At 70.3% G+C, this 26,001-nt stretch carries 27 protein-coding genes; 14 read left to right on the top strand and 13 right to left on the bottom strand.

The window, feature by feature from the left end; all coding sequences use genetic code 11:
• Positions 1-26: 26 nt before the first annotated feature.
• From dapF to miaA, 3 genes are all read right to left on the bottom strand, one after another.
• Complete coding sequence (gene dapF / locus ACFVV1_RS08615) at positions 27-899, bottom strand: diaminopimelate epimerase (RefSeq protein ID WP_389986533.1); 873 nt, start codon at positions 897-899, stop codon at positions 27-29.
• A gap of 128 nt (positions 900-1,027) precedes the next feature.
• On the bottom strand, positions 1,028-1,465 hold the full coding sequence (locus ACFVV1_RS08610) for a hypothetical protein (RefSeq protein WP_389987311.1): 438 nt from the start codon (positions 1,463-1,465) through the stop codon (positions 1,028-1,030).
• 107 nt (positions 1,466-1,572) lie between these two features.
• The gene (gene miaA, locus ACFVV1_RS08605) at positions 1,573-2,511 is read right to left on the bottom strand and encodes a tRNA (adenosine(37)-N6)-dimethylallyltransferase MiaA (RefSeq protein ID WP_389986530.1); all 939 of its coding nucleotides are present in this window, start codon (positions 2,509-2,511) and stop codon (positions 1,573-1,575) included.
• A gap of 316 nt (positions 2,512-2,827) precedes the next feature.
• On the opposite strand from miaA, the gene ACFVV1_RS08600 reads away from it, so the two are divergent.
• Positions 2,828-3,100 (top strand): antitoxin, encoded by a 273-nt coding sequence (locus tag ACFVV1_RS08600; protein ID WP_389986527.1) that lies wholly within the window; start codon positions 2,828-2,830, stop codon positions 3,098-3,100.
• Between the two features lie 94 nt (positions 3,101-3,194).
• On the opposite strand, the gene ACFVV1_RS08595 is transcribed toward ACFVV1_RS08600, so the two are convergent.
• Positions 3,195-3,908, bottom strand: coding sequence for a class III extradiol dioxygenase subunit B-like domain-containing protein (locus ACFVV1_RS08595; protein WP_389986523.1), 714 nt, complete (start codon positions 3,906-3,908; stop codon positions 3,195-3,197).
• A gap of 90 nt (positions 3,909-3,998) precedes the next feature.
• Complete coding sequence (gene miaB, locus ACFVV1_RS08590; RefSeq protein ID WP_389987308.1) at positions 3,999-5,492, bottom strand: tRNA (N6-isopentenyl adenosine(37)-C2)-methylthiotransferase MiaB; 1,494 nt, start codon at positions 5,490-5,492, stop codon at positions 3,999-4,001.
• A gap of 181 nt (positions 5,493-5,673) precedes the next feature.
• Between miaB and ACFVV1_RS08585 the strand changes: the two genes are divergently transcribed.
• On the top strand, positions 5,674-6,672 hold the full coding sequence (locus ACFVV1_RS08585) for a TAXI family TRAP transporter solute-binding subunit (protein ID WP_389986520.1): 999 nt from the start codon (positions 5,674-5,676) through the stop codon (positions 6,670-6,672).
• Positions 6,673-6,705: 33 nt separating this feature from the next.
• Here the strand turns inward: ACFVV1_RS08585 and ACFVV1_RS08580 are convergent, their stop codons facing one another.
• Entirely contained in the window at positions 6,706-8,100 is a 1,395-nt protein-coding gene (locus ACFVV1_RS08580) for an ATP-binding protein (RefSeq protein WP_389986517.1), read from the bottom strand.
• Positions 8,101-8,115: 15 nt separating this feature from the next.
• Complete coding sequence (locus ACFVV1_RS08575) at positions 8,116-8,808, bottom strand: response regulator transcription factor (protein ID WP_389986514.1); 693 nt, start codon at positions 8,806-8,808, stop codon at positions 8,116-8,118.
• A 335-nt stretch (positions 8,809-9,143) separates the two neighbouring features.
• Between ACFVV1_RS08575 and ACFVV1_RS08570 the strand changes: the two genes are divergently transcribed.
• From ACFVV1_RS08570 to ACFVV1_RS08530, 9 genes are all read left to right on the top strand, one after another.
• On the top strand, positions 9,144-9,929 hold the full coding sequence (locus ACFVV1_RS08570) for an amino acid ABC transporter ATP-binding protein (protein ID WP_389986511.1): 786 nt from the start codon (positions 9,144-9,146) through the stop codon (positions 9,927-9,929).
• Positions 9,930-9,998: 69 nt separating this feature from the next.
• A complete protein-coding gene (locus ACFVV1_RS08565; protein ID WP_389986508.1) occupies positions 9,999-10,844 on the top strand; it encodes a glutamate ABC transporter substrate-binding protein in 846 nt (281 codons plus the stop codon).
• Positions 10,845-10,916: 72 nt separating this feature from the next.
• Complete coding sequence (locus ACFVV1_RS08560; RefSeq protein WP_389986505.1) at positions 10,917-11,582, top strand: amino acid ABC transporter permease; 666 nt, start codon at positions 10,917-10,919, stop codon at positions 11,580-11,582.
• Positions 11,579-12,490 carry an amino acid ABC transporter permease gene (locus ACFVV1_RS08555; RefSeq protein ID WP_389986502.1) on the top strand — a complete coding sequence of 304 codons (912 nt, stop codon included), beginning with the start codon at positions 11,579-11,581 and terminating at the stop codon, positions 12,488-12,490. Before ACFVV1_RS08560 ends, ACFVV1_RS08555 begins: the two co-directional genes overlap by 4 nt.
• A gap of 209 nt (positions 12,491-12,699) precedes the next feature.
• The gene (locus ACFVV1_RS08550; protein ID WP_389986499.1) at positions 12,700-14,313 is read left to right on the top strand and encodes an FAD-dependent monooxygenase; all 1,614 of its coding nucleotides are present in this window, start codon (positions 12,700-12,702) and stop codon (positions 14,311-14,313) included.
• An 11-nt stretch (positions 14,314-14,324) separates the two neighbouring features.
• Positions 14,325-14,432 (top strand): putative leader peptide, encoded by a 108-nt coding sequence (locus tag ACFVV1_RS08545; protein ID WP_389986496.1) that lies wholly within the window; start codon positions 14,325-14,327, stop codon positions 14,430-14,432.
• A 103-nt stretch (positions 14,433-14,535) separates the two neighbouring features.
• Positions 14,536-15,057 (top strand): cysteine dioxygenase, encoded by a 522-nt coding sequence (locus ACFVV1_RS08540; protein WP_389986493.1) that lies wholly within the window; start codon positions 14,536-14,538, stop codon positions 15,055-15,057.
• Positions 15,054-15,461 carry a rhodanese-like domain-containing protein gene (locus tag ACFVV1_RS08535; RefSeq protein WP_389986490.1) on the top strand — a complete coding sequence of 136 codons (408 nt, stop codon included), beginning with the start codon at positions 15,054-15,056 and terminating at the stop codon, positions 15,459-15,461. Before ACFVV1_RS08540 ends, ACFVV1_RS08535 begins: the two co-directional genes overlap by 4 nt.
• A 368-nt stretch (positions 15,462-15,829) precedes the next feature.
• Entirely contained in the window at positions 15,830-16,468 is a 639-nt protein-coding gene (locus ACFVV1_RS08530) for a hypothetical protein (protein ID WP_389986487.1), read from the top strand.
• A gap of 94 nt (positions 16,469-16,562) precedes the next feature.
• On the opposite strand, the gene ACFVV1_RS08525 is transcribed toward ACFVV1_RS08530, so the two are convergent.
• Complete coding sequence (locus ACFVV1_RS08525; protein ID WP_389986484.1) at positions 16,563-17,210, bottom strand: TetR/AcrR family transcriptional regulator; 648 nt, start codon at positions 17,208-17,210, stop codon at positions 16,563-16,565.
• Between the two features lie 160 nt (positions 17,211-17,370).
• Between ACFVV1_RS08525 and ACFVV1_RS08520 the strand changes: the two genes are divergently transcribed.
• From ACFVV1_RS08520 to ACFVV1_RS08510, 3 genes are all read left to right on the top strand, one after another.
• Positions 17,371-18,825: an MFS transporter gene (locus tag ACFVV1_RS08520; RefSeq protein WP_389986481.1), complete on the top strand. Its 1,455-nt coding sequence runs from the start codon at positions 17,371-17,373 to the stop codon at positions 18,823-18,825.
• Between the two features lie 194 nt (positions 18,826-19,019).
• Positions 19,020-19,499, top strand: coding sequence for a MarR family winged helix-turn-helix transcriptional regulator (locus ACFVV1_RS08515; RefSeq protein WP_389986478.1), 480 nt, complete (start codon positions 19,020-19,022; stop codon positions 19,497-19,499).
• Positions 19,500-19,691: 192 nt separating this feature from the next.
• A complete protein-coding gene (locus ACFVV1_RS08510) occupies positions 19,692-21,275 on the top strand; it encodes an MFS transporter (RefSeq protein ID WP_389986475.1) in 1,584 nt (527 codons plus the stop codon).
• Between the two features lie 247 nt (positions 21,276-21,522).
• Here the strand turns inward: ACFVV1_RS08510 and ACFVV1_RS08505 are convergent, their stop codons facing one another.
• The 5 genes from ACFVV1_RS08505 to ACFVV1_RS08485 form a co-directional block, all read right to left on the bottom strand.
• A complete protein-coding gene (locus tag ACFVV1_RS08505; RefSeq protein ID WP_389986472.1) occupies positions 21,523-21,786 on the bottom strand; it encodes a hypothetical protein in 264 nt (87 codons plus the stop codon).
• Positions 21,722-22,462 (bottom strand): iron-containing alcohol dehydrogenase, encoded by a 741-nt coding sequence (locus ACFVV1_RS08500; protein ID WP_389986468.1) that lies wholly within the window; start codon positions 22,460-22,462, stop codon positions 21,722-21,724. The genes ACFVV1_RS08505 and ACFVV1_RS08500 overlap by 65 nt, the downstream gene beginning before the upstream one ends.
• Positions 22,463-22,624: 162 nt before the next feature.
• Complete coding sequence (gene recX, locus ACFVV1_RS08495) at positions 22,625-23,353, bottom strand: recombination regulator RecX (protein ID WP_389986465.1); 729 nt, start codon at positions 23,351-23,353, stop codon at positions 22,625-22,627.
• A 3-nt stretch (positions 23,354-23,356) separates the two neighbouring features.
• Positions 23,357-24,484 (bottom strand): recombinase RecA, encoded by a 1,128-nt coding sequence (recA, locus tag ACFVV1_RS08490; protein WP_389986462.1) that lies wholly within the window; start codon positions 24,482-24,484, stop codon positions 23,357-23,359.
• A 310-nt stretch (positions 24,485-24,794) separates the two neighbouring features.
• Positions 24,795-25,967, bottom strand: coding sequence for an AI-2E family transporter (locus ACFVV1_RS08485; protein WP_389987305.1), 1,173 nt, complete (start codon positions 25,965-25,967; stop codon positions 24,795-24,797).
• Positions 25,968-26,001 lie beyond the last annotated feature (34 nt).

Here is a 26,001-nt window from a genome sequence, read left to right as displayed (position 1 = left end):
GTCCGGCCTGCTCCAAACGAAAGGCCTCAGCCGATCAACGTTTCGAGCCAGGCCGGGTCGATCACGCCTTCGGCGACGATCACGGCGGCGCCGGTCATCTCGATCTCGCCGTCGGGCCGCTCGGTGATCACGAGGGTGCCGCCGAGCAGATCGACCGTGTACGTGACCGGAGTACCGGTCTCCGCGGGGTCGGCGCCGTCCCTGCGGGCCGCGGCGACGGCCACGGCGCAGGCGCCCGTACCGCAGGAGCGCGTCTCGCCCGAGCCGCGCTCATGGACCCGCATGGCGACGTGGCGCGGTCCGCGATCCACGACGAACTCGATGTTCACGCCGTCGGGGTAGACGGCCGCGGGGCTGTACGGCGGTACCGAGAGCAGATCACCGGCGTGCGCCAGGTCGTCGACGAAGGCGACCGCGTGCGGATTGCCCATGTTCACATTGCGGGCGTCCCAGTCACGGCCGTCCACGCTGACCGTGACGCCATCCTCGGGGAGCAGCGCGCGCCCCATGGAGACCGCGATGTCGCCGCCCTTGGCAATGTGCACCTTCTTCACGCCGCCGCGGGTCGCGACGGCGAGGTCGCCCTCCTCGACATGCCCGGCACGCTGCAGATAGCGGGCGAAGACCCGTACGCCGTTGCCGCACATCTCGGCGATGGAGCCGTCGGCGTTGCGATAGTCCATGAACCACTCGGCCTCGTCCGCCATGGCCCGTGCCTCCGGGTGCGCGGCGGACCGTACGACGTGCAGCAGCCCGTCACCACCGATACCGGCCCGGCGGTCGCACAGGCGGGCGACGACGGGCATGGGCAGGTCGACGGCATTGTCCGGGTCGGGAACGATCACGAAGTCGTTCTCGGTTCCGTGCCCCTTGAGGAAGGCGATCTGCGAGGTGCTCACAGAGCAACTGTACGAGGCAGCAGCGACAGCCGACGAAACCGGGCCGTGCGACGGGGCATGAGGGAGAGGCCGGGGAACAAAGCGCCGGACAGCGGCCGCGCTTCCCACCGACGGAGCCGCAGCGTCCCTCAGCGGAGCCGGGCCACGCGCCAGATGGCCAGTGCGACCACTGCGGCGCACACGGCGACGTACAGGGCGATCACGCGCCAGTCGGATCTCTCGCCCGAGCCCCTCTGCGGCAGCCCGGGCCAGGTGTATCCCACGCGGCGGGCGGCCATCATGCCCCAGCCCGCGGCGCAGCAGCTGATCAGCAGGCCCAGCATGGCGACGACCGCGCCGCCGTCGCCGAACTCGAACGCCAGCGGGAACGCGAACATCAGCGATCCCACGGCGGCGAGCATGACGATCGGTGCGAGCTGCCAGATGCGCAGACGCCGCGCGGGCCGCAGCTCGACCTCGACCTCGGGGGTCGTTTCGAGCTCGTCGGGCCCGTCGGGGCTCAAGCTTCCTGCGTCGTGCAGCGTGTCCGGTGCGTCTTGTTCTGTGTCGCGAGGGCCGGCCTCCATCGCCACGCGCCCTCCCAACTCGGACTCCACTGGTCGATCGATGCTCGATGATGGCACGCTCCCGGTCGCCGAAATGACGGGCAGGGCGTCCCGATGCCATCACGTGATCAGGCTGTAACCGCTCGTTCGACCAACGCCAGCGCCTGGTGCGGGAGTTCCCCGCGGTGCTCCGCGGCGCCATTGAGCCAGTGGACCCGCGGGTCGCGGCGAAACCATGAGTCCTGGCGGCGCGCGAATCGCTTGGTGGCGCGAATGGTCTCGGCGCGCGCCTCGTCCTCGGTGCACTCCTGGGCCAGCGCGGCCAGCACCTGCTGGTAGCCGAGCGCCCTGGCCGCGGTGCGTCCCTCGCGCAGGCCGTGCGCCTCCAGGGCCCGCACCTCGTCCACGAGTCCGGCCGCCCACATCCGGTCGACTCTCAGGGCGATGCGTTCGTCGAGTTCGGGACGGGCCACGTCGACGCCGATCTGGACGGTGTCGTACACCGCATCGTTACCGGGGAGGTTGGCGGTGAAGGGCTTGCCGGTGATCTCGATGACTTCGAGGGCCCTGACGATGCGGCGGCCGTTGCTCGGCAGGATGGCCCGGCCCGCTTCGGGGTCGGCGGCGGCGAGCCGGGCGTGCAGGGCCCCGGACCCACGCTCGACCAGTTCCTCCTCCAGCCTGGCCCTGACGCCGGGGTCGGTGCCGGGGAACTCCAGGGCGTCGATGGCGCCCTTCACATAGAGCCCGGAACCGCCGACCAGGACGGGGGTGCGGCCCGCGGCGAGCAGCCGGTCGATCTCCGCTCGGGCCAGCCGCTGGTACTCGGCGACGCTGGCGGTCTCGGTGACGTCCCAGATGTCCAGCAGGTGATGCGGAACGTTTCCGCGCTCGGAGAGCGTCAGCTTCGCGGTGCCGATATCCATCCCCCGGTAGAGCTGCATGGAGTCGGCGTTGACCACTTCGCCGTCGAGCTGCTGAGCAAGAAATACCCCCAGATCGGACTTTCCGGCTGCAGTGGGACCGACGACGGTGATGACCCGCGATGCGGGAGCTGAGCTTCTCACCGCCCCAGTCTCGCAAACCTCCGGCCCTCTTCCCGAATGAGTGACGTGACGGGCTGCGAACAGGGGTCGTCCGGCGTTCCCGCTTCCGCCCCGCCTCCGCCCCGCCTCTGCCCCGGCTCGGCTCCGGCTCGGCTCCGGCTCGGCTCCGGCTCGGCTCCGGACGGCGCGGATCTTCGGCGGTACCAGTAGAATTCGTAAGTGAATACGGGCGTTTTTTTACGGTTTGCCGTTCGCCCCCAGGGCTGCCCCGCGAGGCGGCCGGCAGCGAGGCCGCAGGAGGACGCCCGACCGAGTCCCCCAGCAGGGAAGGTGCCCGATGGGCTTCCTGGACAATTTGAAGGCCAAGCTGAGCCCCGCCAAGGAAAAGGTCGGCGACCTCGCGCATCAGCACGGGGGCAAGATCGACCAAGGGCTCGACAAGGCCGCACGGACGGTCGACCAAAAAACCAAGGGCAAGTACAGCGACAAGATCGAGTCCGGCACGAAGAAGGCCAAGGACGTGGTCGAGCGCCTGACCCACAAGCACGACGAGGGTGGTGCCAAGCACGACGAAGGCGGTACGCCGCCTGGTACGCCGCCCACCTCGTGAACACCAACCGAACCAAGTCCGACGGACGGCCGTGGAGCGGCGACGCTCCACGGCCGTCGTCCGTATCCGCCCGGGTGCGGGCCCGGGCGGACGGTCAGGACCAGGTGGCGACCAGGTAGCCCACACCGTACGGAGCGTCCTCGTACAGCAGCTGTCCGCGCAGGCCCGCCCCTTCGCCCGCGCCCGCGAGCACCTGCCAGGGTGCCCGGCCCGCCGCTTTCAGCTCGTACGCCAGCGACTCGTCCAGCGCGATCAGCGCGCCGGGGTCGGCGGTGCCCAGCGCATGGGCGGCCGCCGCGTCGAACGCCTCGGCGCGGTCGTCCAGGTAGCCGGGGGCCTTGACCGTGCGGCAGGCACTGCCGTCGCCCATCACCAGCAGCGCCACCCGTTCCGCCCTGGCGGCCAGATCCTGCCCCGTACTCGTACAGCGGTCGGTTTCGAGCGGCTCCCCCACACCGAGCCCTTCGACCGGCGCCTCGGCCCACTGCGCACGGGCGAGCAGCCAGGCGCCGACGGCCAGAGACGGCGGAAGGGGGCGGTCCGCCACGGTTCCGCGATCGCGCCCGAGCCGCACGTCGAGATCGACTCCGAAGCCCTTGAAGGAGCCGGTGGCCCCCTCGGGGTGCGGTCCTCGGCCCGCGAGGTCCGCGGGCCCGATCACGAGCAGCAGGTCGGGCCGGGCCGCGGCGAGCACGCCGAGGGCGTCGGCGCAGGCGTCCCGCAGCGCGTCGAGCTCGGGCGCGGCACCGGCGGCGACCTCGGGTACCAGCAGGGGCGGACAGGGGCAGACAGCGGCGGCGACAAGCATGGTGGGCAGCGTACTGGTCGGGCGCGACGCGCTCATCTCCCGCCGTCGCCCGTCCCGCGCCGTCGCCGCGGCCCGTTCCCCTCGCCGGTGTCAGTCGCAGCCGCAGCCGGGGGCCGCCGCGGCCGGCAGGGGCGCCGGGGCGCCGATACCGGGCAGGCCCAGCATCACTCCGGCCGGCTTGGCGGCCTCGGTGGTGGTGCGCTTCTCCCAGGCGTCCCCGGCCCGGGTCCGCCGTACGCCCAGCGGGGCGCCCTCGGCGAGCAGGTGGTGCGGGGCGGCGTAGGTGATCTCGACGGTGACCACGTCGCCGGGACGCACGTCCTCGTCCGGCTTGGTGAAGTGGACCAGGCGGTTGTCGGGGGCGCGGCCGGAGAGGCGGTGGGTGGCGCCGTCCTTGCGGCCCTCGCCCTCCGCGACCATGATCTCCAGCGTCCGGCCGACCTGCTTCTTGTTCTCCTCCCAGGAGATCTCCTCCTGGAGGGCGGACAGGCGCATGTACCGCTCCTGGACGACCTCCTTGGGGATCTGCCCCGCCATCTCGGCGGCGGGGGTTCCGGGGCGCTTGGAGTACTGGAAGGTGAAGGCGTTGGCGAAGCGCGCCTCGCGGACCGCGTGCATCGTCTGCTCGAAGTCCTCCTCGGTCTCGCCGGGGAAGCCCACGATGATGTCGGTGGAGATGGCGGCGTCCGGCATCTCGGCGCGCACCTTCTCGATGATGCCGAGGAAGCGCTCCTGCCGGTACGAACGCCGCATCGCCTTGAGGATGGTGTCCGAGCCCGACTGCAGTGGCATGTGCAGCTGCGGCATCACGTTGGGCGTCTCGGCCATGGCCGAGATCACGTCGTCCGTGAAGTCGCGGGGGTGCGGCGAGGTGAAGCGGACCCGCTCCAGGCCCTCGATCTTCCCGCAGGCGCGCAGCAGCTTGGAGAAGGCCTCGCGGTCGCCGATGTCGGCACCGTACGCGTTCACGTTCTGGCCGAGCAGGGTGATCTCCGAGACGCCCTCGGCGACCAGTGCCTCGATCTCGGCGAGGATGTCGCCGGTGCGGCGGTCCTTCTCCTTGCCGCGGAGCGCCGGGACGATGCAGAAGGTGCAGGTGTTGTTGCAGCCGACGGAGATGGAGACCCACGCCGCGTAGGCGGACTCGCGACGGGTGGGAAGCGTGGAGGGGAATGCCTCCAGGGATTCGGCGATCTCGATCTGCGCCTCTTCCTGGATGCGGGCGCGCTCCAGCAGCACGGGCAGCTTGCCGATGTTGTGCGTACCGAAGACGACATCCACCCAGGGGGCCCGCTGGACGATGGTGTCGCGGTCCTTCTGTGCCAGGCAGCCGCCGACGGCGATCTGCATGCCGGGCCGCCTGGTCTTCATCGGGGCGAGCCGGCCGAGGTTGCCGTAGAGCTTGTTGTCGGCGTTCTCCCGGACCGCGCAGGTGTTGAAGACGACGACGTCTGCGTCGCCGTCGGAGCCCTCCGCGGCACGTACGTAACCCGCGTCCTCCAGCAGCCCGGACAGCCGCTCCGAGTCGTGGACGTTCATCTGGCACCCGTAGGTGCGCACCTCGTACGTTTTCAAACCGTCCACTACTCCACCAGCCACGTCGTTGCCGCTCACCCGTCCAGGGTAAGGGCTCCGGCCGGGCCGCGATGATGAATACCTCGTCGGCCCGCGGCACGGCCTCCCGGCCCCGGTACGGAGGCCGCGGCCCCGGACCGCCGGGGTCCTGCCCTGGTCATCGCCGGGACGGGCTGGCAGGATCGCCGCCATGCTCCAGGCACTGTCCCGTATCGGCCGGCTGCGCGCCCTGCAGGCGTGCGCCGCCCTCGTCGTCGCGCTCGGGCTGCTGCTGTGGTGGCTGCTCCCGCTCGGGGAACCTGCGCCGAGCGGCACGCTGACCTTCAGCACCGGCGTACGCAGCGGGGTCTACCAGCGCTACGGCGAGCGGCTCAAGGGGGACCTGGCCAAGGACCTGCCCCGGGTGTCGATACGGCTGCAGACCAGCGAGGGCTCGCAGCAGAACATCGCACGGGTGGCGACCGGGAAGGCCGACTTCACCATCGCCACGGCCGATGCCCTCGCCACCTATCTGCATGGCGGCGGGCCCGGCGCCGACCGGTTGCGGGGCTGTGTGCGGCTGTACGACGACTACATACAGCTGGTCGTGCCCCGGGACTCGAAGGTGCGGAAGGTCTCGGACCTGGTCGGCAAGCGCGTCGGCGTGGGGCAGCCGGGTTCCGGCGTACGGCTGGTCGCCGACCGGCTGATGACGGCCGCCGGTCTCGATCCCGCGAACGATGTGACGCCGGTTCCCAACGGCATCGACACCATGCCGAAGGAGCTGGAGAACGGCCGAATCGATGCCTTCTTCTGGTCCGGCGGACTGCCCACCTCCGCCGTGCAGGAACTGTCGGACCGGTTCGCGATCCGGCTGGTGCCGCTGGAGGCCGCGCTGATCAAGGAGCTTCAGGCCGTGGGCGGGTCCGCCCGCCACTACCGGTCGGCCATGATGCCCGCCGACGCGTACCACGAGGCACAGCAGGGACAGGCGGTGCCGACGGTGGCGGTCGCCAATGTGCTGGTGACCACGGACCGTACGGATCCGGCGATGACCGAGGCGTTCACCCGGACCGTGATCGACAGCCGGGACCGGATCGGGCGCGAGGTGCACGCGGCCCAGCTGGTGGATCTGCGCACGGCGATCTACACCGATCCGCTGCCGCTGCACGAGGGGGCCAAGCGCTACTACCGCTCGGTCAAGCCCTGATCCCCGTGCCGCCGGCCACTTCCCCGCCCCCGCTCAGCCCTGTGGGCCCTGGCGCGGCACCGACACCGTCACCAGCAGCCCGTGCGGCTCGTGGGCGGCATAACCGATGGTGCCACCGCCCGCGGCCAGGAGGGCCTGGGAGATGGAGAGCCCGAGGCCGGAACCCTGCACGTTCTGATGCTGGGCGCTGCGCCAGAAACGGTCGCCGACGCGCTCCATTTCCTGTGCGGTGAGGCCCGGTCCCCGGTCGGCGACGACGACCGTGACGTCATCGCGACCGGCGGCGACCGTGACGAGCACCTCTTCGTGGGCCGGGGTGAATTTCAGGGCGTTGTCGATGATGGCGTCGAGGGCGCTCGACAGTGCGATGGGGTCCGCCCAGGCCGTCACGGCGGACGAGCCGTCCGCCCTGAGCCGTACTCCCTTCTCCTCGGCGACCGGCCGCCAGGACGCGACGCGTTCCGCGGTGAGCGCGCCTATGTCCGTGAGCTGCAGGTCGGCCGCGGCGTGTTCGGCCAGCGCCAGGTCGAGCAGGTCGTCCAGGACCTGACCGAGGCGCTTGCCCTCCGTACGCACGGAGGCGATCTCCTCGTTGCCCTCGGGAAGTTCGAGCGCGAGAAGCTCGATCCGCAGCAGCAGCGCGGCAAGGGGGTTGCGCAGCTGATGCGAGGCGTCGGCGACGAAGGCGCGCTGCTGCTCCAGCACATCCTCGACGTTGTCGGCCATCTCGTTGAACGAACGGGCCAGGCGCCGAAGTTCCGGCGGTCCCCCGGAAGCCACGACCCGGGATCTCATCCGGCCACTGGCGATGTCATGGGTGGCCGCGTCCAGGGTCCGCACGGGCAGCAGCACCCAGCCGGTGAGCCGGATCGCCGCACCGACCGCCACCAGCATCGCGACCACTTCGCCGGCCGCGATGAGCAACCACCCGCGCAGCGTGCGCGCACGCATTTCGTCGGTGGGCGAGTCGATGACCACGACGGCGACGACATCGCCGTCCCGTACGACGGGTGAGGCGACGACGACCCTGCCGCGCTGCCAGGGCCAGACCTGCGGCGGATCGTGACTGCGCCGCCCCAGGAGCGCCTCCCCGAAGGCCTCTCTCCCCTCCCCCTCGATCGGGAGCTGCCAGGTGGCCGGGGCCTTCGCCATGGCGCCGTTGTCGCGGTAGAAGACACCAGCGCGGATGCCGTACACCGATGCGTACGTGTCGAGTTCGCTGCGCAGGGTGCGCCGCCGCTCCTCGTGACCGGGGGTCCGCTCGGCGATGAACTGGGCGAGCGCGGCGAAGCGTGCCGTGTCGTCGATGCGGTCGATGACGACGCGCTGCTGCTGGGCGGCGGCGACGCTGACGGCCAGCGGGAAGCCGAGGGCGAGCAGCACGCTCGCCATGAGAATGATGAGCAGGGGAAGCAGCCGGGTGCGCACCTGGGACGTACGCCTCTACGCGGACGGGGCGACGAGGCGGTAGCCGACCCCGCGCACCGTCTCGATCAGTGCGGGCAGCCGCAGTTTGGAACGCAGGGACGCGACGTGCACTTCGAGCGTGCGCCCCGTCCCCTCCCAGCTCGTGCGCCACACCTCGCTGATGATCTGCTCCCGGCGGAAGACCACACCGGGGCGCTGGGCGAGCAGCGCGAGCAGGTCGAACTCCTTGCGGGTGAGCTGGACTTCCGACCCGTCGACCCTGACCCGGCGGGTGGGCAGCTCGATGTGGACGTGTCCGAGGCGCAGAGCGGCGGCGGGCGTGGGCACGGTGTCCTCGCCGGCCGATTTGCGGCGGCTGACGGCGTGGATCCGGGCGAGGAGCTCGCCGGTGTCGTACGGCTTGACCACGTAGTCGTCGGCCCCGAGGTTGAGACCGTGGATCCTCGACCGGACATCGGCGCGCGCGGTCACCATGATCACCGGGGTCGAGGTGCGCTTGCGGATCTTCCCGCACACCTCGTAGCCGTCCTGGTCGGGCAGCCCGAGGTCGAGGAGCACGACGCCGAAGGGCTCCGTGTCCGCGGGCAGCAGGGCCTGCAGCGCTTCCTCGCCGCTGCGCGCGTGCACCACCTGGAAGCCGTGCCGGGCAAGGATCGCGGACAGGGCGGCCGCGACGTGGTTGTCGTCCTCGACGAGCAGCAGTCTCATGACCCCCCTTTCCGAAGGTGCGATGTCCCGAAGGTGCGATGTCGGTGCGGTTCCTCGTATGCCCTGCGTCACTTCCCCGTTCCGAGGTGTTTCACGTCATGGCGTACCAGGGCATCCACTCCGATGACGGGTACGTCAGTCAAGGGCCCGCCCATCGCATCGAGCCATCTGTTATCCACCCGGTACGCCCCGGGTACCGCACCCGCCGCCCTGTTCACACGGAGTGTCCGGTTGCCGCCGGATCGTTATCCTCAATTTCCGCTCAGATGTAATGACGCTGGTCGCACCGCGTCACTAGGGTCCTTCCCAACCGAGGAGGACGGAGCATGAAGCCGATGAGCGGAGTTTCAGTGACCAAGGGCGCCGAGGATGCCGCACCCGCGGCGAACGACCTTGTCGTACTGAGCAACGTCAACAAGCACTTCGGCGCGCTGCATGTGCTCCAGGACATCGACTTGACCATCGCCCGTGGCGAGGTCGTGGTCGTCATCGGGCCCTCCGGGTCCGGGAAGTCCACGCTGTGCCGCACGATCAACCGCTTGGAGACGATCGACTCGGGCGCCATATCGATCGACGGCAAGCCGCTGCCCGAGGAGGGCAGGGAGCTGGCCAGGCTGCGCGCTGATGTCGGCATGGTCTTCCAGTCGTTCAATCTCTTCGCGCACAAGACGGTGCTCGAAAACGTGATGCTGGGCCAGCTCAAGGTCCGCAAGACGGACAAGAAAGCCGCCGAGGACAAGGCCCGTTCGCTGCTGGACCGGGTGGGCGTGGCGACGCAGGCCGACAAGTACCCTGCCCAGCTCTCCGGTGGTCAGCAGCAACGCGTGGCCATCGCCCGCGCGTTGGCGATGGACCCCAAGGTGATCCTCTTCGACGAGCCGACCTCCGCGCTCGACCCGGAGATGATCAATGAGGTGCTGGAGGTCATGCAGCAGCTCGCCCGGGACGGCATGACGATGGTCGTCGTCACCCATGAGATGGGCTTCGCGCGCTCGGCGGCGAACCGGGTCGTCTTCATGGCGGACGGAAAGATCGTCGAAGAGGCCACGCCCGACCAGTTCTTCAGCAACCCGCGCAGTGACCGGGCCAAGGACTTCCTGTCGAAGATCCTTCACCACTGACTGATCCTTCACCGCCGGTTCCCGGACCGGCCGATCACTCACATCGCGTCAATTCTAGGGAATTTCACCATGCAGCTTCGTAAGGTCACCGCCGCCTCGGCCGCCGTGCTCGCTCTCGCCCTGACCGCCACCGCCTGTGGTTCCGACAACAAGGACAGCGACTCGGCCGGTTCGGGCGGCGGCAAGAAGATCACGATCGGCATCAAGATCGACCAGCCCGGTCTCGGCCTGAAGACGCCGGACGGCAAGTACACCGGTTTCGACGTCGACGTCGCCACGTACGTCGCCAAGGAGCTCGGCTACGACGCCAAGGACATCGTCTTCAAGGAGACCAAGAGCGCCGACCGCGAGACGGCGATCGAGCGCGGCGACGTGAAGTTCATCGCCGCCACCTACTCGATCAACGACGAGCGGCAGCAGAAGGTCGACTTCGCGGGCCCGTACCTGCTGGCGCACCAGGACATCCTCGTCCGTGCCGACGACGACTCGATCAAGTCCCCGGAGGACCTGAACAAGAAGAAGCTCTGTTCGGTCACCGGCTCGACTTCGGCGCAGAACGTCCATGACAAGCTGGCACCGAAGGCCGACCTCCAGGAGTTCGGTGGTTACTCGGAGTGCCTGACGGGTCTCGAGAACAAGGTCGTCGACGCGCTGACCACCGACGACTCCATCCTGGCCGGCTTCGCCGCGCAGAAGAACTTCCAGGGCAAGTTCAAGCTGGCCGGCTTCAAGATGACCAACGAGAACTACGGCATCGGCCTCAAGAAGGGCGACGCCGACCTCAAGAAGAAGATCAACGACGCGCTCACCAAGATGGTCTCGGACGGTTCCTGGGACAAGGCCGTGAAGGACAACTTCGGCCCGGCGAACTACAAGAACGACCCCGCCCCGAAGATCGGCAACATCGTCAAGTGAAGCAGGGTTGACCGGGTGCGCCGTTCGTGAACGGCGCGCCATGCCCTCCTACACGCGGAAGCGCGGGAGATCGTGTTCGACTTTCTTGAAGGTTACGACCTGTTGGGGGCCTTCTGGGTGACGGTGCAGCTCACCGTGTACTCCGCCCTCGGCTCCCTCATATGGGGAACGCTACTGGCCGGCATGAAGGTCAGCCCGGTCCCCCTGATGCGCGGCTTCGCTACCGCCTATGTGAACGTGGTCCGGAACATTCCGCTGACCGTGATCATCGTGTTCTCGTCGCTGGGTCTCTTCCAGACCCTGAACATCAGCCTCGGTGCCAGCGATTTCAAGGACATCAACTTTCGGCTCGCGGTGCTCGCCCTGATCGCCTATACCGCCGCCTTCGTGTGCGAGGCCGTGCGCTCCGGCATCAACACCGTCCCCGTGGGCCAGGCGGAGGCGGCGCGTGCCCTTGGGCTGAGCTTCACGCAGGTGCTGCGTCTGATCGTCCTTCCGCAGGCGTTCCGCGCGGTGGTCAACCCGCTGTCCAACGTGCTGATCGCGTTGACGAAGAACACCACGGTCGCCTCGGCGATCGGGGTCGCCGAGGCGGCGTACCTGATGAAGGGCATGATCGAGGCCGAGGCCCAGCTGGTCCTGATCGCGTTGGTCTTCGCGTTCGGCTTCCTCGTTCTGACCCTCCCGACCGGCCTGATCCTCGGCTGGGTGAGCAAGAAGGTGGCGGTGAAGCGATGACTTCCGTCCTCTACGACGCCCAGGGACCGCGCGCCAAGCAGCGCAACATCCTGTACACGCTGCTGTTCGTCCTGTGCGCCGCTGCCGTGGTGTGGTGGGTGTACGTCGGCCTCGCCGATAAGCACCAGCTCGACTGGATCAAGTGGAAGCCCTTCTTCACCAGCCCCCAGCCCTGGCAGACGTACATCTGGCCGGGCCTCCAGAACACGCTCAAGGCGGCGTTCTTCGCCCTGATCATCGCGCTGCCGCTCGGCGCCCTGTTCGGTATCGGCAGGCTGTCGGACCACCGATGGGTGCGGGTGCCGGCCGGCGTCGTCGTGGAGTTCTTCCGCGCCATCCCCGTGCTGATCCTGATGATCGTCGCGAACGCGGTGTACGCCGAGTACACGAACATCAGCACCGACGTGCGTCCCCTGTACGCCGTGGTGACCGGTCTGGTGCTGTACAACTTCTCGGTACTCGCCGAGATCGTGCGGGCCGGGATCCACTCCCTGCCGCAGGGCCAGACCGACGCGGCCAAGGCGATCGGGATGCGCAAGGGCCAGACCATGGTGTTCGTGCTGCTGCCGCAGGCTGTGACGGCCATGCTGCCGGCGATCGTCAGCCAACTGGTCGTCATCGTGAAGGACACCGCACTCGGTGGCGCCATGATGACCTTCCCCGAGCTGCTGTCCTCGGTCCGTCCGATGAGCGCGAACTACGGCGCGAACACCATCGCGTGCTTCACGATCGTCGCCGTGCTCTACGTCGTCGTGAACTTCGCACTCACGTCGTTCGCGAGCTGGCTGGAGCGGTGGCTCCGGCGCACGAAGAAGGGCACGGGTGCCGTGGTCGGTGCCGGGCCCGGGGGCGGCCTGGAGACCATCGGTGCTCCGGCGCTCGTCGTCGATGACGGACGCGCCGTCTGACGGCTCGTCGATCTGCGTCCCCGAGGGGCGGTGGCACATCCGCCACCGCCCCTCGCCGCGTTCCGGGGTCGCTTGACGCAAGCACCGGCAGTAGGTTGCATACCTTCTGTGATCGCGCACCGAGCCCCCGCCGCCACATCTCCTCCGCCCCCTAAGCCCGTTTGGCTCTCTTCGCCTGCATTGCCTGCACGCATTCGAGGAGCCTCGTCGTGGACCCGGTGATCGTCGTCGGCGCCGGGCCCGTCGGCCTGACGCTGTCGCTCGCTCTCGCGGCGCAGGGCGTCCCCTCCGTCCTTCTCGACGAGGACCCGGCCAAGGACGAGACGCGTCCGGCCCGTACGGTGGTGCTGCGCGAGGACACCGCCGCCCTGGCGGAACGGCTCGGCTGCAAGGCGCTGCGGCACGAGGGCATCCGGTGGTCCGGCTGGCGGTCCATGCGGCGCAAGCAGGTGGTGCGTGAGCTGGCGCTCGGCGTGGACTCCCCCGACGGTGATCCGCTGCCTGCCCCGACTCATCTGCCGCAGCACGTCCTGACGCGCGGGCTGCGGGACGCGGTGGCCGCTCAGGAGCTGGTCCAGGTGGCCCCGTACAGCCGGATCGACACGCTGGAGCAGGACCCGGCCGGGGTCACGGTGCACACCAGGAAGCCGAACCCGACCTGGTGGCGCGGGAGTTACCTGGTGGGCTGCGACGGCGCCAGGTCCACCGTACGCAAGCTCCTCGACATCCGTTTTCCCGGGCGTACGGCGGTGGAACGGCATGCCGTCGCAGCGCTGCACACCGAGCTTCCCTGGCCGGGACAGGCCGTGCTGCACCGGCTGCCGCCGTGGCGGACCGGCGGCGCCGAGGTGACCGCACGGCCGCTGCCGGACGGCGCCTGGCGGCTGGACTGGCTGCTGCCGCCGCGCGGCGAGCTCGTCACGCCGGACGCCCTGATCGCCCGGATCCGGGACACGCTGGCGGGCTGGTGCGGCGAGACACCGCCGTACGAACTGCTGGACACGGGTGTGTACACGCTGCACCACCGGCTCGCCCTGCGCTGGCGGGCCGACCGGGCCTTCCTGGCCGGGGACGCCGCCCATCTGCTGGGCGCGCTCGGCACCCAGGGGCTCGACGAGGGGCTGCGGGACGCCGAGAACCTGGCCTGGAAACTCGCCCAGGCCTGGCACCACGGCGCCTCCGACGTACTGCTCGACAGCTACCAGGCCGAGCGCCGGGCCGCGGTCGCCGCACGGCTGCGCGCCGCGGACCAGTCGCTGCCGATACTGCGTGGCGGCGGAGGTCTGCGGACCCTGGTCCCGGGGAGCGCACGGGGGCACGACTCGCTGCTCACCGACGGACATCTGGGCTGTGGCCCCCTCGGTGCGCCCCCCTCGTACTCGCACTCACCCCTTGCGCCCCCACGCGCCGAGGCGCACACCTCCGTGGGTACGCCCCCCGGTGCGCCGGTCACCGATGTGCGGGTGACGGCTCCGGACGGCACGACCGTGCGGCTGCGCGAGCGGCTGGGTCAGGGGCATCTGCTGGTGGTCCTGGTGGCGCCCGGTACGGGGGTGTGGGACCGGCGTCACTGGATGAGCGCCGGCGTCATGCCGCGGCTGGTCGCGGCTGTCGACGCGTTGCCGGTGAAGGGCGAGCTGCTGGTGACCGAGAGCTATCCGGGGGCGTCGGCCCACACCGTGCTGCTGATCAGGCCGGACGGTCATCTCGTGGCGTCCTTCGGCGGGGTACGGCCCCGGGAGCTCTTCGCGGCGGCGGACGCGGTGCGGGGCGGGGCGGCGCGCGCCTCCGTGCGCTCCGACCAGACTGCGGGCATCAATTGACCGATGCGGACGTGCATGGTGTACTCCGGAACGTGATCGACACCGATGTGCGCCTGTGGCGGAGGGTCCATATGGACCTCGTCCGCTATGCGGGCTGCATGTGTCGTCCGTCCTGCTGAATCGCCTCTTCCTGCCACGCCGTGCGCTCTGCCGCACGGTCGTGCGTCCGCGCGAACCCTCAGGACGGTCTCTGTGTCTGCCCCTTCGTCACCCTCTGTACGCATGTCCTCCTCCGCCGCCGATGGTGCTTCCGGTCCGACGGCCGCGGAGCTGCTCGATTTCGTCCGCCGTGTCGCCGTCGACGCCGCGATCATCGCCTCACTTCCTCTCGATCCCGAAGGCCGCACCTGGGTCCAGCTCGAAGGGCCGGGCGGCAGCGAGGCCTGGCTGATCGGCTGGCCGCCGGGTACCGGCACCGGCTGGCACGACCACGCCGACTCGATCGGCGCCTTCACCACCGCGGTCGGCGCCCTCAAGGAGCTGTCGCTAGCCGCCCGGCTGCCCACCGACGGCTGGAAGACGCTCGAACTCACCGAAGGCATCGACCGTTCCCGGCAGTTGGCCACCGGCCAGGGCAGGGCGTTCGGCCGCCACCACGTCCACGAGGTGCTGAACGAATCGGGCGCGGAACACGCCGTCTCCGTCCATGCGTACTACCCGCCGCTGCCGCAGATCCGGCGCTACAGCCGCACCGGTGCGGTACTCCGTCTCGAGCAGGTCGAACGGCCGGAGGACTGGCAGTGAGCGACAGCCCTCGGCGTGGTACGACACCGGTCGGGATCGACGAGCTGCTGGAACGGGTCCGGGCCGGGTTCGTCCGGGTCGGCCCGCGGGAGGCGCTCGTCGCCACCGCGGACGGGGCGCTTCTCGTCGACATCCGCTATGCGGAGCTGCGGGAACGGGACGGACTGATTCCGGGGGCGCTGGTCGTCGAACGCAATGAGCTGGAGTGGCGGCTCGACCCGCAGGGCAGCCACCGGGCCCCGGAGGCGGTGAGCCACGACCTCCAGGTCGTGGTCGTCTGCAACGAGGGCTACGCGTCGAGCCTCGCCGTCGCGTCCCTGCGACAGCTGGGGCTGCATCGGGCGACCGATGTGATCGGCGGGTTCCAGGCGTGGCGTGCGGCGGGGCTTCCGGTCGAGGCCTGAGAACGGGTCCGGCGGCTGGACGGACGTGGTCGGCGGCGGAGCATCCGGCTGAGAACGGCCGACTCCGGCGCTGAGAACTGCCGACTCCGGCGCTGAGAACTGCCCCCTCCGGCTATGGGCGTGCCCGGACCGCACGCGTCGTACGGGAACATCCGCCCGGGCTGCGGGCGGGCGCACCGTCGTAGAGCATGCCTGACGCTCCATGAACTCGGTACCGCCCGGGTGCGGGGCCGGGCCCCGCAGCCCGCTCGCCGGTGCCCCGAATCCGCCTCGATACACCCGAACGCCGCGCTCCGGTGGAGCAATCTCCGTACCCGACGGACATTCGGCTCAACGCCAAGGACCGACGTGACGGAGACTTCGCACCCATGCCGACGCCCACCTTGACCCCTGACCAGCTCGATGCCCAGGCCGCTCACCTCCACGACACCGAGGCCTGGCAGCAGATCGTCACCGGCTGGGACCTCACCGCCGCCGAACCCGTACCCCCCTCCTCCCCCGGCGCCGCGGACCGGCCGGCGGACCGTCAGCCGGCCGACTGGCGCGACCTGCTGTCCGTACCGGTCGATCAGCTCATCGCCGAGTCCGTGCGGGCCCTGCCGGCCGCCGCGCCGCGCGAGCGGCCCCTCCCCGGGCGGCTCGGCGCGATCCTCCCCGACCGGCTCCACTCCTGGCGGCGCATCGGGCAGCCCGAGGTGCGGCCCTCCACCCATCTCGCCTGCGCACGGCAGATCCTGACCGAGTGGGGCTGGCAGAACACCCCGTACCGGCTCCGCAACGCCCGCGGCGCCCGGTGCGTCTGCGGCGCTCTGCTCACCGCCCACCGCCTGGGCTACGGCTCCCTCGACACCGTGGACCGGGCTGGCGCCTGGCTTGTCGCCGAACTCCGGTCCCGGGGCTGGACCGGTCTGATCGGACCGTGGAACCGCTGCCCCGGCCGCACCGCCGCGGATGCGCTCGCGCTGATCGACGCCACCATCGCCCGCGCCGCCCGCGCCGGGCAGTGATCCGCGACCGGACGGACGCCCCGGGCGCGGCATTCGATGAGGGTACGAGGGCGGCGGCCCGGCCCGTGACCGGGACGCGGCGCCGCGCCGCGCCTCAGTGACGGGTGAGCAGCGCGTCGACCAGATCGCGCAGTGGCCCCGTGAGGTCCTGCGATGTGGCCGACGCGAGCGGCTCCAGACCGGGAGAGGCGCGCAGCACCGTGATGCCGAAGGCCACGGACAGAACGAGTTGGGCCCGCAGGAGGAGCCCGTCATCGTCGGGGTCCTCGGGCCGCCAGCCGGCCGCCGAGGCGAGCCGCTCACTGAACGTGCGCAGCAGGCCGGTGCGCATCTGCTCGGTGCGCTCGTCGCCGGAGGAACGCAGCAGCAGCAGGAGTGCGTCCCTGGGACCGTCCGTGGCGAGCACGCCCGCGGTGTGACTGACGATGATCTCCGGAATCTGTGCCAGGTCGGCCACCGTGCCCGCCGCGTGGACGAGTTCGTCGATGACCGCCTTCAGACAGGCTTCGAAGAGGCCTTCTTTGGACTGGAAGTAACGGTTGATGAGCGCGACGTTGACACCGGCGTCATCAGCGATGTCGCGCACGGTCGTGGCCGCGTATCCGTCGTACGCGAAGCGTCGGCGGGCCGCGTCGAGCAGGAGCCCACGGGTCCTGGCGCCGGCACCTCGCCGGGAGGGCGGCGGGCTGTTGTCCGTCGGCGCCAGGGGCGCGGGAGCTGCCTGGGAACTGCTGGCTTTCATGGCTGTCCTCTCTCTGCTCGAACGGTACCGCCCGCGCCACCATGTAAACAGATGTTGACCTCACTCCCCTCCCTGCCCTAGCTTCCATGTAAGCAGATGTTTACTTTTGGCTCCGGGCGAGCGAATGATGCCCGGCAGCCCCTCACTTATGGAGTCCCGAATGGACGCCCCCCAGCCCACGGCCCGCGCCGGTGGCGTGGTCGCCACGCTGGCCCTCGCCGGCATCACCGCCGCGATCATGCAGACACTGGTCACGCCGCTCATCGCGGAGCTGCCCCAGATCCTGCACACCTCGCCGTCGAACGCGGCATGGGTGATCACCGTCACCCTGCTGGCGGGGGCGATCTGTGTACCGATCTGCGGACGCCTCGGCGACCTGATCGGCAAGCGCCGCATGCTCCTGGCGTGCTCCGTGCCGCTCGTGGCCGGCTCACTGGTCTGCGCCCTCGCCTCCTCCATCGTCCCCATGATCATCGGGCGTGGACTGCAGGGCATGGGCATGGGCATGGTGCCGCTGGGCATCGCCCTGCTGCGCGACGTGGTCCCGGCGGAGAAGCTCAGCTCCTCCATCGCGCTGGTGAGCGCCTCCATGGGCATCGGCGGCGGGCTCGGCCTGCCGATCGCCGCGGCAGTCGCCCAGTACGCCAACTGGCGGGTGCTGTTCTGGGGCTCCACCGTCCTGGCCGTGGCGATCGCCGTCGCGATCTGGTTCGTCATCCCCGACGTCCCGGCCGGCGCCAAGGGTCAGCGCTTCGACGCCCTCGGCGCGGTCGGACTCGGCGCCGGACTGGTCTGCCTGCTGCTCGCCGTGTCGAAGGGCGCCAACTGGGGCTGGGCCTCGGCGACGACCCTCGGACTGTTCGCCGCCGCCGTCGTGATCCTGCTGGCCTGGGGTGCCTGGGAACTGCGCACGCGGGAGCCGCTGATCGACCTGCGCACCACGGCCCGCCCCCGGGTGCTGTTCACCAACGTCGCCTCGATCTTCGTCGGCTTCGGCATGTACGCGAGCATGCTGGTCGTGCCGCAGTTGCTCCAGTTCCCGGAGGCCACCGGCTACGGCCTGGGTCAGTCGATGCTCGCCGCCGGCCTGTGGATGGCGCCCGGCGGCATCATGATGATGATCGTCTCGCCGTTCGGCGGAAAGCTCACCGACGCCCGCGGCCCGAAGTTCACCCTGATCTGCGGTGTCCTGGTGCTGGCCGCCGGGTACGGCCTGTCGCTCGTCCTCATGGGCTCCGCGTGGGGCCTCATGCTGGCCCTCATGGTCATCAACAGCGGCGTGGGCCTCGCCTACGGATCGATGCCCGCGCTGATCATGAGCTCGGTACCGCTCTCCGAGACCGCCGCCGCCAACGGGTTCAACACCCTCATGCGTTCACTGGGCACGTCGGTCGGCGCCGCCGTGATGGGCGTGGTCCTCTCCCAGATGACGGTCACCATGGGCGGACACAGCTTCACCTCCGAGAGCGGCTTCCGTACCGGCCTGGTGATCGGCTGCGGCATCGCACTGGTCGCCGCGGTCATCGCGAGCGTCATCCCGGCCGCCCGCGCCGCCTCGGGCGTCGACGGCCGGAGCAAGGCCGCCGCGCCCGAGCAGGCCGCGGCCGAAGTCTGATCCGGCTGCCGGCCCGTTCGGCGGCCGACGCCGCCCCGGGGGCCGACGCCTGCCGGGGCGGCGTCGGCCGCTGAGTACCACCCGCCACACCGGCCGGGAAACTCCGGGGAACAGGAGCGTGCGTTGCCGCACGAGGACTGCGCCCCAGACATATCCTTTGACATACCTATGTTTTCAGATCTACCATTCGAGCCATGTCCGATTCCCGCGCGTCCGCCCAGGACCTCGACCGTGTGGCCGCTGCGCTCACGGCGTGCCTGCCCGCGCTGAACCGGGCTCTCGACCGGCGGGTCGCCCAGGACTTCGCGCGGCCCAAGCCGCCCGAGGGGCAACTCGCGCTGCTGCGCTTCGTATCGCAGCAGGAGGGCGCCACCGTGCGCCAGGCCGCCGACGCCCTGCTGATGCGGCCGAACAACGTCAGCGCCCTCGTCTCCCAGCTCACCGAGCAGGGACTGCTGGAGCGCCGGCAGGACACCGGGGACAAGCGGATCGCCCATCTGTATCCGACCTCAAGGGCGCGGCGGGAGCTGGCCGAGGTCCGGCGCCTCGAGGGCGCCCACATGTCCCAGGCTCTCCAGTCCCTCACCGACGGTGAGATGGACGCACTCGGTTCGGCCCTCGGCGCGCTGACGTCGCTCACGCGTCATCTGCGCCCCGTGCCCGCCGCCGAGTAACCCCGCGATCCCCCTGCCGGGGGACGCGACCGACCGCGCGCACGGCTGTCTCCGTGCCCGTGGGGATCTCCCGTGCCCGGAGACAGACCCGCTCCGTCCGCCCCGGCGGGCCGGGCGTGGCGCGCTCCCGCCCTTCCCTGCTTCCCGTAGCACTCCGGTTCCCACCGCACTCCAGACAGACAAGGCACTTCCATGCCGTCCACCACCGTGGATCACTCGTCCCTGCCCGCCGCCTCCCCACCGGAGGCGTCGCAGCCCCGCGGCAGGCGCTCCAACCCCTGGCTGACCCTCCTCGCGGTCACCTTCGGCCTCTTCATGGTCCAGCTCGACGCATCCGTCGTGGCGATCGCCAATCCGGAGATCGGCCGCGCGTTCAAGGCGTCCACCGCGGACCTGCAGTGGGTGACCAACGCCTATCTGCTCGCTCTGGCGGCCTCGCTGATTCTGGGCGGCAAGCTCGGCGACCGCTTCGGACGGCGTACGTACTACATGACCGGTGTCGTCGGGTTCACCCTGGCATCGGTCGCCATCGGTCTGTCCGGCTCCGTCGAGGGCGTCATCACCTTCCGGGCGGTACAGGGCTTCTTCGGAGGTCTGCTGATGCCCAACACGCTGGGCCTGCTGCGTGCGGTGTTCCCGCCGCGCAAGTTCGGTATGGCCGTGGGCATCTGGGCCATGGTCTCGACGGCGCTCGGGCCGATCGTCGGGGGCCTGCTGATCGAGCACGTCAACTGGGAGTCCGTGTTCTACATCAACGCCCCCATCGGCGTGATCGCGGTGCTGGTCAGCGCCGCTGTGCTGCCGCAGAGCAAGAACTCGACCGGCCGGCACCGCTTCGACGTCGCCGGCGTCGTCCTGCTGGCGCTGGGTCTGCTGTGCGTGATCTTCGGCGTCGTCAAGGGCGAGACGTGGGGCTGGTCCTCGGCGGGCACCCTGGGGTCTGTCGGGGCGGGTGTGCTGATCCTGGTCGCCTTCGGCTGGTTCGAGACCCGTGTCGCGCACCCGTTGCTGCCGATGCGGCTGTTCCGCAGCCGCGCGCTGACCACCGGTACGGTCATCACCGCGCTCAACTTCTTCGTGATGCTCGGCCTGATCTTCTTCGTGATGCTCTACCTGCAGAACGTGCGGGGCTTCACCCCCGTCGAGGCCGGTGTGCGCACGCTGCCGCTCAGCCTCGCCTCCCTGGTGGCCTCTCCCCTCGGGGCGGCGCTGACCGCCCGTTTCGGGCCGCGGCTCTCCATGCCGCTGGGCATGCTGCTCCAGGCCGCCGCCGCCTTCACCATGCTGACCTGGGACACCGGCTCCTCCTACGCCACGATGTGGCCGCCGTTCGTCGCGCTCGGCCTCGGCGTCGGCATGGTGCTGGCCGCCTCGTCGGACGCCATCGTCGGCCAGGCCCCCGTCGAGGACGGCGGCGTGGCGGGCGGCATCCAGGCCACCGCCCTGCAGATCGGCGGCGCGCTGGGGACGTCCGTACTCGTCTCGCTGATCAGCAGCCGGGTCGGCTCGACGCTGACCGGAGAACTGACCGCGGCGGGCGTCCCGGCGCGTGTGGCTGCCGGGATGGCGGAGGCCAAGGACGCGGTGGCGATGGGGGTCGCTCCGGTCTCGCCCGACATACCTGACCGGCTCCGGGCTGCCGTCGTGGAAGGCAGCGGCCAGGCGTTCATGAACGGTGTACACACAGCCGTCACCGTCACCGGTGTGCTCTGCCTGCTGGGCGCCGTCATCGCGGCGGCCGGCCTCCGTCGCGTCTCGGCGGCCGCGCAGCACTGAACGCCGACGGACGGCGCCCGCCCCGTGCAGGCACCGTCCGTCCCCTGTCCGGCCGGCCGCTTCACGCAGGCCGGACAGGACCGTCGCGGCCGCCTCGCCCACTCCGCGCCCGAGGCGTATTCGTTGCCGTACCGCTGCCCCTCAGGACATCCGGGATACGCAGGGCATCAGCATCGCCCGTGGTTCCCGTTTCCGGGACCGTCGCGCGGGCCCGGACCACCCCGATGGTCCCGGCCCGCGCGGTCGTTCACCAGGCGGCGTCGAGGAGCCGGACGAACGCACCGGCCTCCGGCGGGCACGGGTTCGGGTAGGGCCGGGCGGCGACCCGTTCGGCGATGGCACGCAGGCCGTCGCGCGGAACGCCCAGCGTTCCGCGCGTGGTCGGGCCGTCATGGCCGCGGGCGAGCCGGCCGATGACGGTGACCGGGTCGTCGCCGGTGATCCGCTCAAGGCGGGCGGCGGCCTTCGGGGCCGAGGGATGGTTGAAGGCCAGGACGTGGGCCAGGAGCATGGGCCAGGAGCATGGCGTGGAGCTCCGCGTGCGGCAGGTCGAACGTGCCGCCGAGCGCGTGCGCCAGTTGATGGTGGAGTCTCATCCGGGTCCGGGTCCGGGCCAGGCAGAGGCCGTCGAGCCAGGCGGACTGCTGGAGCCGCTCGCGGCCGGTTGGCGCCGACGGGGCGTCGAGCACCCCTCGCAGAGCCGTGAGGATGCCGTCGATCGACTCGGTCGCCAGCGCGTCGGTCACGGCGGTCGCGTTCGGAGCCCAGAGTGCCTCGACCGCGTGGGCCAGGGCGTTCAGCGAACTCGTCGGGGTGAGTCCCGGCGCCATCGTCGACGTCGGCTCCGGGTCGTACACCACGGTCCCGGGCTCGATCGACGGATCGCGGCGCGTCGCCTTCACTCCGTTCTCCGTCTCGCCCAGGACCGGTGTCACCTCGGATCCGGCGTACGTGCTCGGGACGGCGACCTGCGGCATTCCGGTGCGTACCAACAGTGCCTTGGCCAGACCGATGGCCGAGCCGCCGCCGATCGCCACCACGCAGTCCGTCGCCGTCTCCCCGGCGACCCGCATCGCCTCGGCCCGGTCGAAACGGCCCGCCAGGCGGGTGCCCAGGGCCCCGGCGAGCTCGTCGGCCGCCGCCCCGGGGGACCCCGCTCGCGACGAGCAGCACCCGCCGGGCGCCAATCCGCCCGGTCTCGGCCGAGGTGTCGTGTCGTGCCCCGCGGCCCAGGAGTACCCGGGAAGGGAACGTCTCGTGGACGGTCACCGCAGCGGCGGCGCTCCCGGTCGTGGTCATTTCCGTCCGCCGGTCCGCCACCCCGCGCGAGCGTCCGTCGGAGCCGCCGGTCAGAAGGGCTCGTCCAATCCTTCCGTGTCCTCGCCCTCCTCTTCCAGCGCCTGCCGCACCACGCGCAGGGCCATTCCCTCCCCGTACCCCTTGCGGGCGAGCATGCCCGCGAGGCGGCGCAGCCGCTTGTCGCGGTCCAGGCCGCGAGTGGACCGCAACTTGCGAGCGACGAGCTCACGGGCGGTCGTCTCCTCCTGATCGGAGTCGAGCTGCCCGACGGCCTCGTCGATCACTGCGGAGTCCACCCCCTTGGTGCGCAGCTCACGGACGAGAGCGCGGCGGGCCAGCCCTCGGCCGTGATGCCGGGACTCCACCCAGGCGTCCGCGAATGCGGCGTCGTCGATCAGCCCGACGTCCTCGAAGCGCGACAGCACTTCTTCCGCCGCCTCATCCGGGATCTCCCGCTTGCGCAGGGCGTCCGCAAGCTGCTTTCTAGTGCGCGGGGTCCCGGTGAGCAGCCGCAGACAGATGTTGCGCGCCTGCTCGACCGGGTCTCGCGGCTCCCCCTTCTCGGCCCTCGACGAGGAAGGGGAGCCGCTGCTCCTGGAGCGGGAGCGGGCACGACGACCCGCCCCCTCGCCGAATCCGGCGCCCGAGCCGCCGTGACCGGGACCGGCCTCCGGCTCGTACGCGCCCTCGGACCCGGCCGTGTGTCCGGCGGCGAATTCAGGACCGGGACGGACGCCATGGTCGTCGGCGCTGACCGGCCACTCCGTACGACGCGTCACGGTCTAGCTCTTGGCCGCCGCGGCCTTGGCCGGCTTGCTCTTGCCGACCGGAGCGGGCACCGACTTCGCGCTGTCGGCCGGAGCCGTGGCGCCGCCCGCCGCATCCGCACCGGTCTCGGCCGCATCGGCATCCGGCCTGACTCCGACGCCCAGCTTCTCAAGGATCTTCTTCTCGATCTCATTGGCAAGATCGGGGTTGTCCTTGAGGAAGTTGCGGGAGTTCTCCTTGCCCTGGCCGAGCTGGTCACCCTCGTACGTGTACCAGGCACCCGCCTTGCGGACGAAGCCGTGCTCCACGCCCATGTCGATCAGACCGCCCTCACGGCTGATGCCCTGGCCGTAGAGGATGTCGAACTCGGCCTGCTTGAACGGCGGCGCGACCTTGTTCTTCACGACCTTGACGCGGGTGCGGTTACCCACGGCGTCGGTGCCGTCCTTCAGCGTCTCGATCCGGCGGATGTCCAGACGCACCGAGGCGTAGAACTTGAGCGCCCGGCCACCGGTCGTGGTCTCCGGCGAGCCGAACATCACACCGATCTTCTCGCGGAGCTGGTTGATGAAGATCGCGGTGGTCTTGGACTGGTTGAGCGCGCTGGTGATCTTCCGCAAGGCCTGGCTCATCAGGCGGGCCTGCAGACCCACGTGCGAGTCGCCCATCTCGCCCTCGATCTCCGCGCGCGGCACGAGCGCCGCGACGGAGTCGATGACGATCAGGTCGAGGGCGCCGGAGCGGACCAGCATGTCCACGATCTCCAGCGCCTGCTCGCCGTTGTCCGGCTGGGACAGGATGAGGTTGTCGATGTCGACGCCGAGCTTCTTCGCGTACTCGGGATCGAGGGCGTGCTCCGCGTCGATGAAGGCCACCGAGCCGCCGAGCTTCTGCGCGTTCGCCACGGCGTGCAGCGTCAGCGTCGTCTTACCGGAGGACTCCGGTCCGTAGACCTCCACCACACGGCCGCGCGGCAGGCCGCCGACGCCGAGGGCCACGTCGAGGGCAGTCGACCCGGTGGGAATCACCTCAATGGGCTCGTTCGGCCGCTCACCGAGGCGCATCACCGCGCCCTTGCCGAATTGCCGTTCAATCTGTGCGAGTGCGGCGTCCAACGCCTTCTCGCGGTCGGTTCCTGCCATGGGTTCCACCCGATTTGCTTGAGTCGATCGCTTCACGTCAAAGACGCTAACCCCTGCCACTGACAATGGGCCTCGACGTCCTCCCGGCCTGTGGACAACTCCACGGTCGGGCCCGGGGAAACCCGGCCAGATTCCCATGAGAATGGATGTTCGATTTTGCTGTCAAGCGCACCGCGCCGGGCCGGTCAGCCCTGAAGGATTCCGAACCGGCACGCCCATGAGAGGGGAACGGGGCCGTCCGCAGATCCAGGACCCGGGCGGCCGGCCGGCATGACGGGCTGTCGCCGAGGCGGCCCCACCGGTGAGGCGGTCAGGCGCGTTCCGGAGCCTCCGGCTCCGGAGTCCTGCCCTGTCCGCCGCGGGCCTCGCTGCTCTCGGCGGTCCGCCAGGACCGGCGCAGCCGAGTGAGCGCCGTCTCACCACGCTGCTGGTGGCGGCCGTGCACCCGCGGGTCGTCCGTCACGTCGTACCGCTTCACGTAGGCGCCGAGGAACGCCTGGAGCGTGGCGACGGCCGGGATCGCGATCAGCGCACCCACAGCGCCCATGAACGCCGTACCCGCGATGACCGATCCGAAGGCGACCGCCGGATGGATGTCGACGGTCTTGGAGGTGAGCTTGGGCTGCAGCGCATAGTTCTCGAACTGCTGGTAGACCACGACGAAGCCGAGCACCCACAGCGCGTACCAAGGGTCGATGGTGAACGCGATCAGCATCGGCAGGGCGCCCGCCAGATACGTACCGATCGTGGGGATGAACTGGGAGACCAAGCCGACCCAGATGGCGAGCGCGGGCGCGTACGGCACGCCGAGGATCACCAGCAGGAGGTAGTGCGCGATCCCGGAGATGAGTGCCATCAGGGTGCGCGAGTAGAGATAGCCACCGGTCTTGTCGACCGCGATCTCCCAGGCCCGCAGCACCTCGGCCTGCCTGGCGGGCGGCAGTACGGAGCACAGGGCCCGCCGCAGCCGGGGGCCGTCGGCGGCGAAGTAGAACGAAAACAGGAAGATCGTCAGAAGACGGAACAGCCCGCCGAGCACAGTGGTGGAGATGTCGAGCACTCCGGTCGCACTGTTCTGGACGTACTTCTGCAGCCAGTCGGAGTGCAGCAAACTGTCCTGGACCTCGACCCGGGAGAGCTCGGTGTGGAAGTTCTGGTTGACCCAGTTGATCACCGAGTCCAGATACTTCGGGAACTCCTCGACCATGTCGACGATCTGGCCCGCGAGCATCGAGCCGAGCAGCACGACGAAACCGGCTGCGGCGATCAGCACCACGAGGAAGACCAGGAAGGTTGCGAGGCCGCGGCGCATGCCGCGCGCCGACATCCGGCTCACCGCGGGCTCGATGGCAAGCGCCACGAAGAACGCGATCAGCACATTGATCAGTAGCCCGATGAGCTGGTCGAACGCCCAGCTGCCGAGCCTGAAACAGGCGTAGAGCGCCAGGGCGAGCACCATCGCGCGCGGCAGCCACGCCGGCATGCGGGCGGGCCCGGTGCCGGACGGCGCGGCCAAC

The organism is Streptomyces sp. NPDC058092 (assembly GCF_042884935.1).
In the GTDB taxonomy this organism is placed as follows: domain Bacteria; phylum Actinomycetota; class Actinomycetes; order Streptomycetales; family Streptomycetaceae; genus Streptomyces.
The sequence above is the reverse complement of the archived record's forward strand: the minus strand, read 5'-3'. Positions and strand labels throughout refer to the sequence as shown.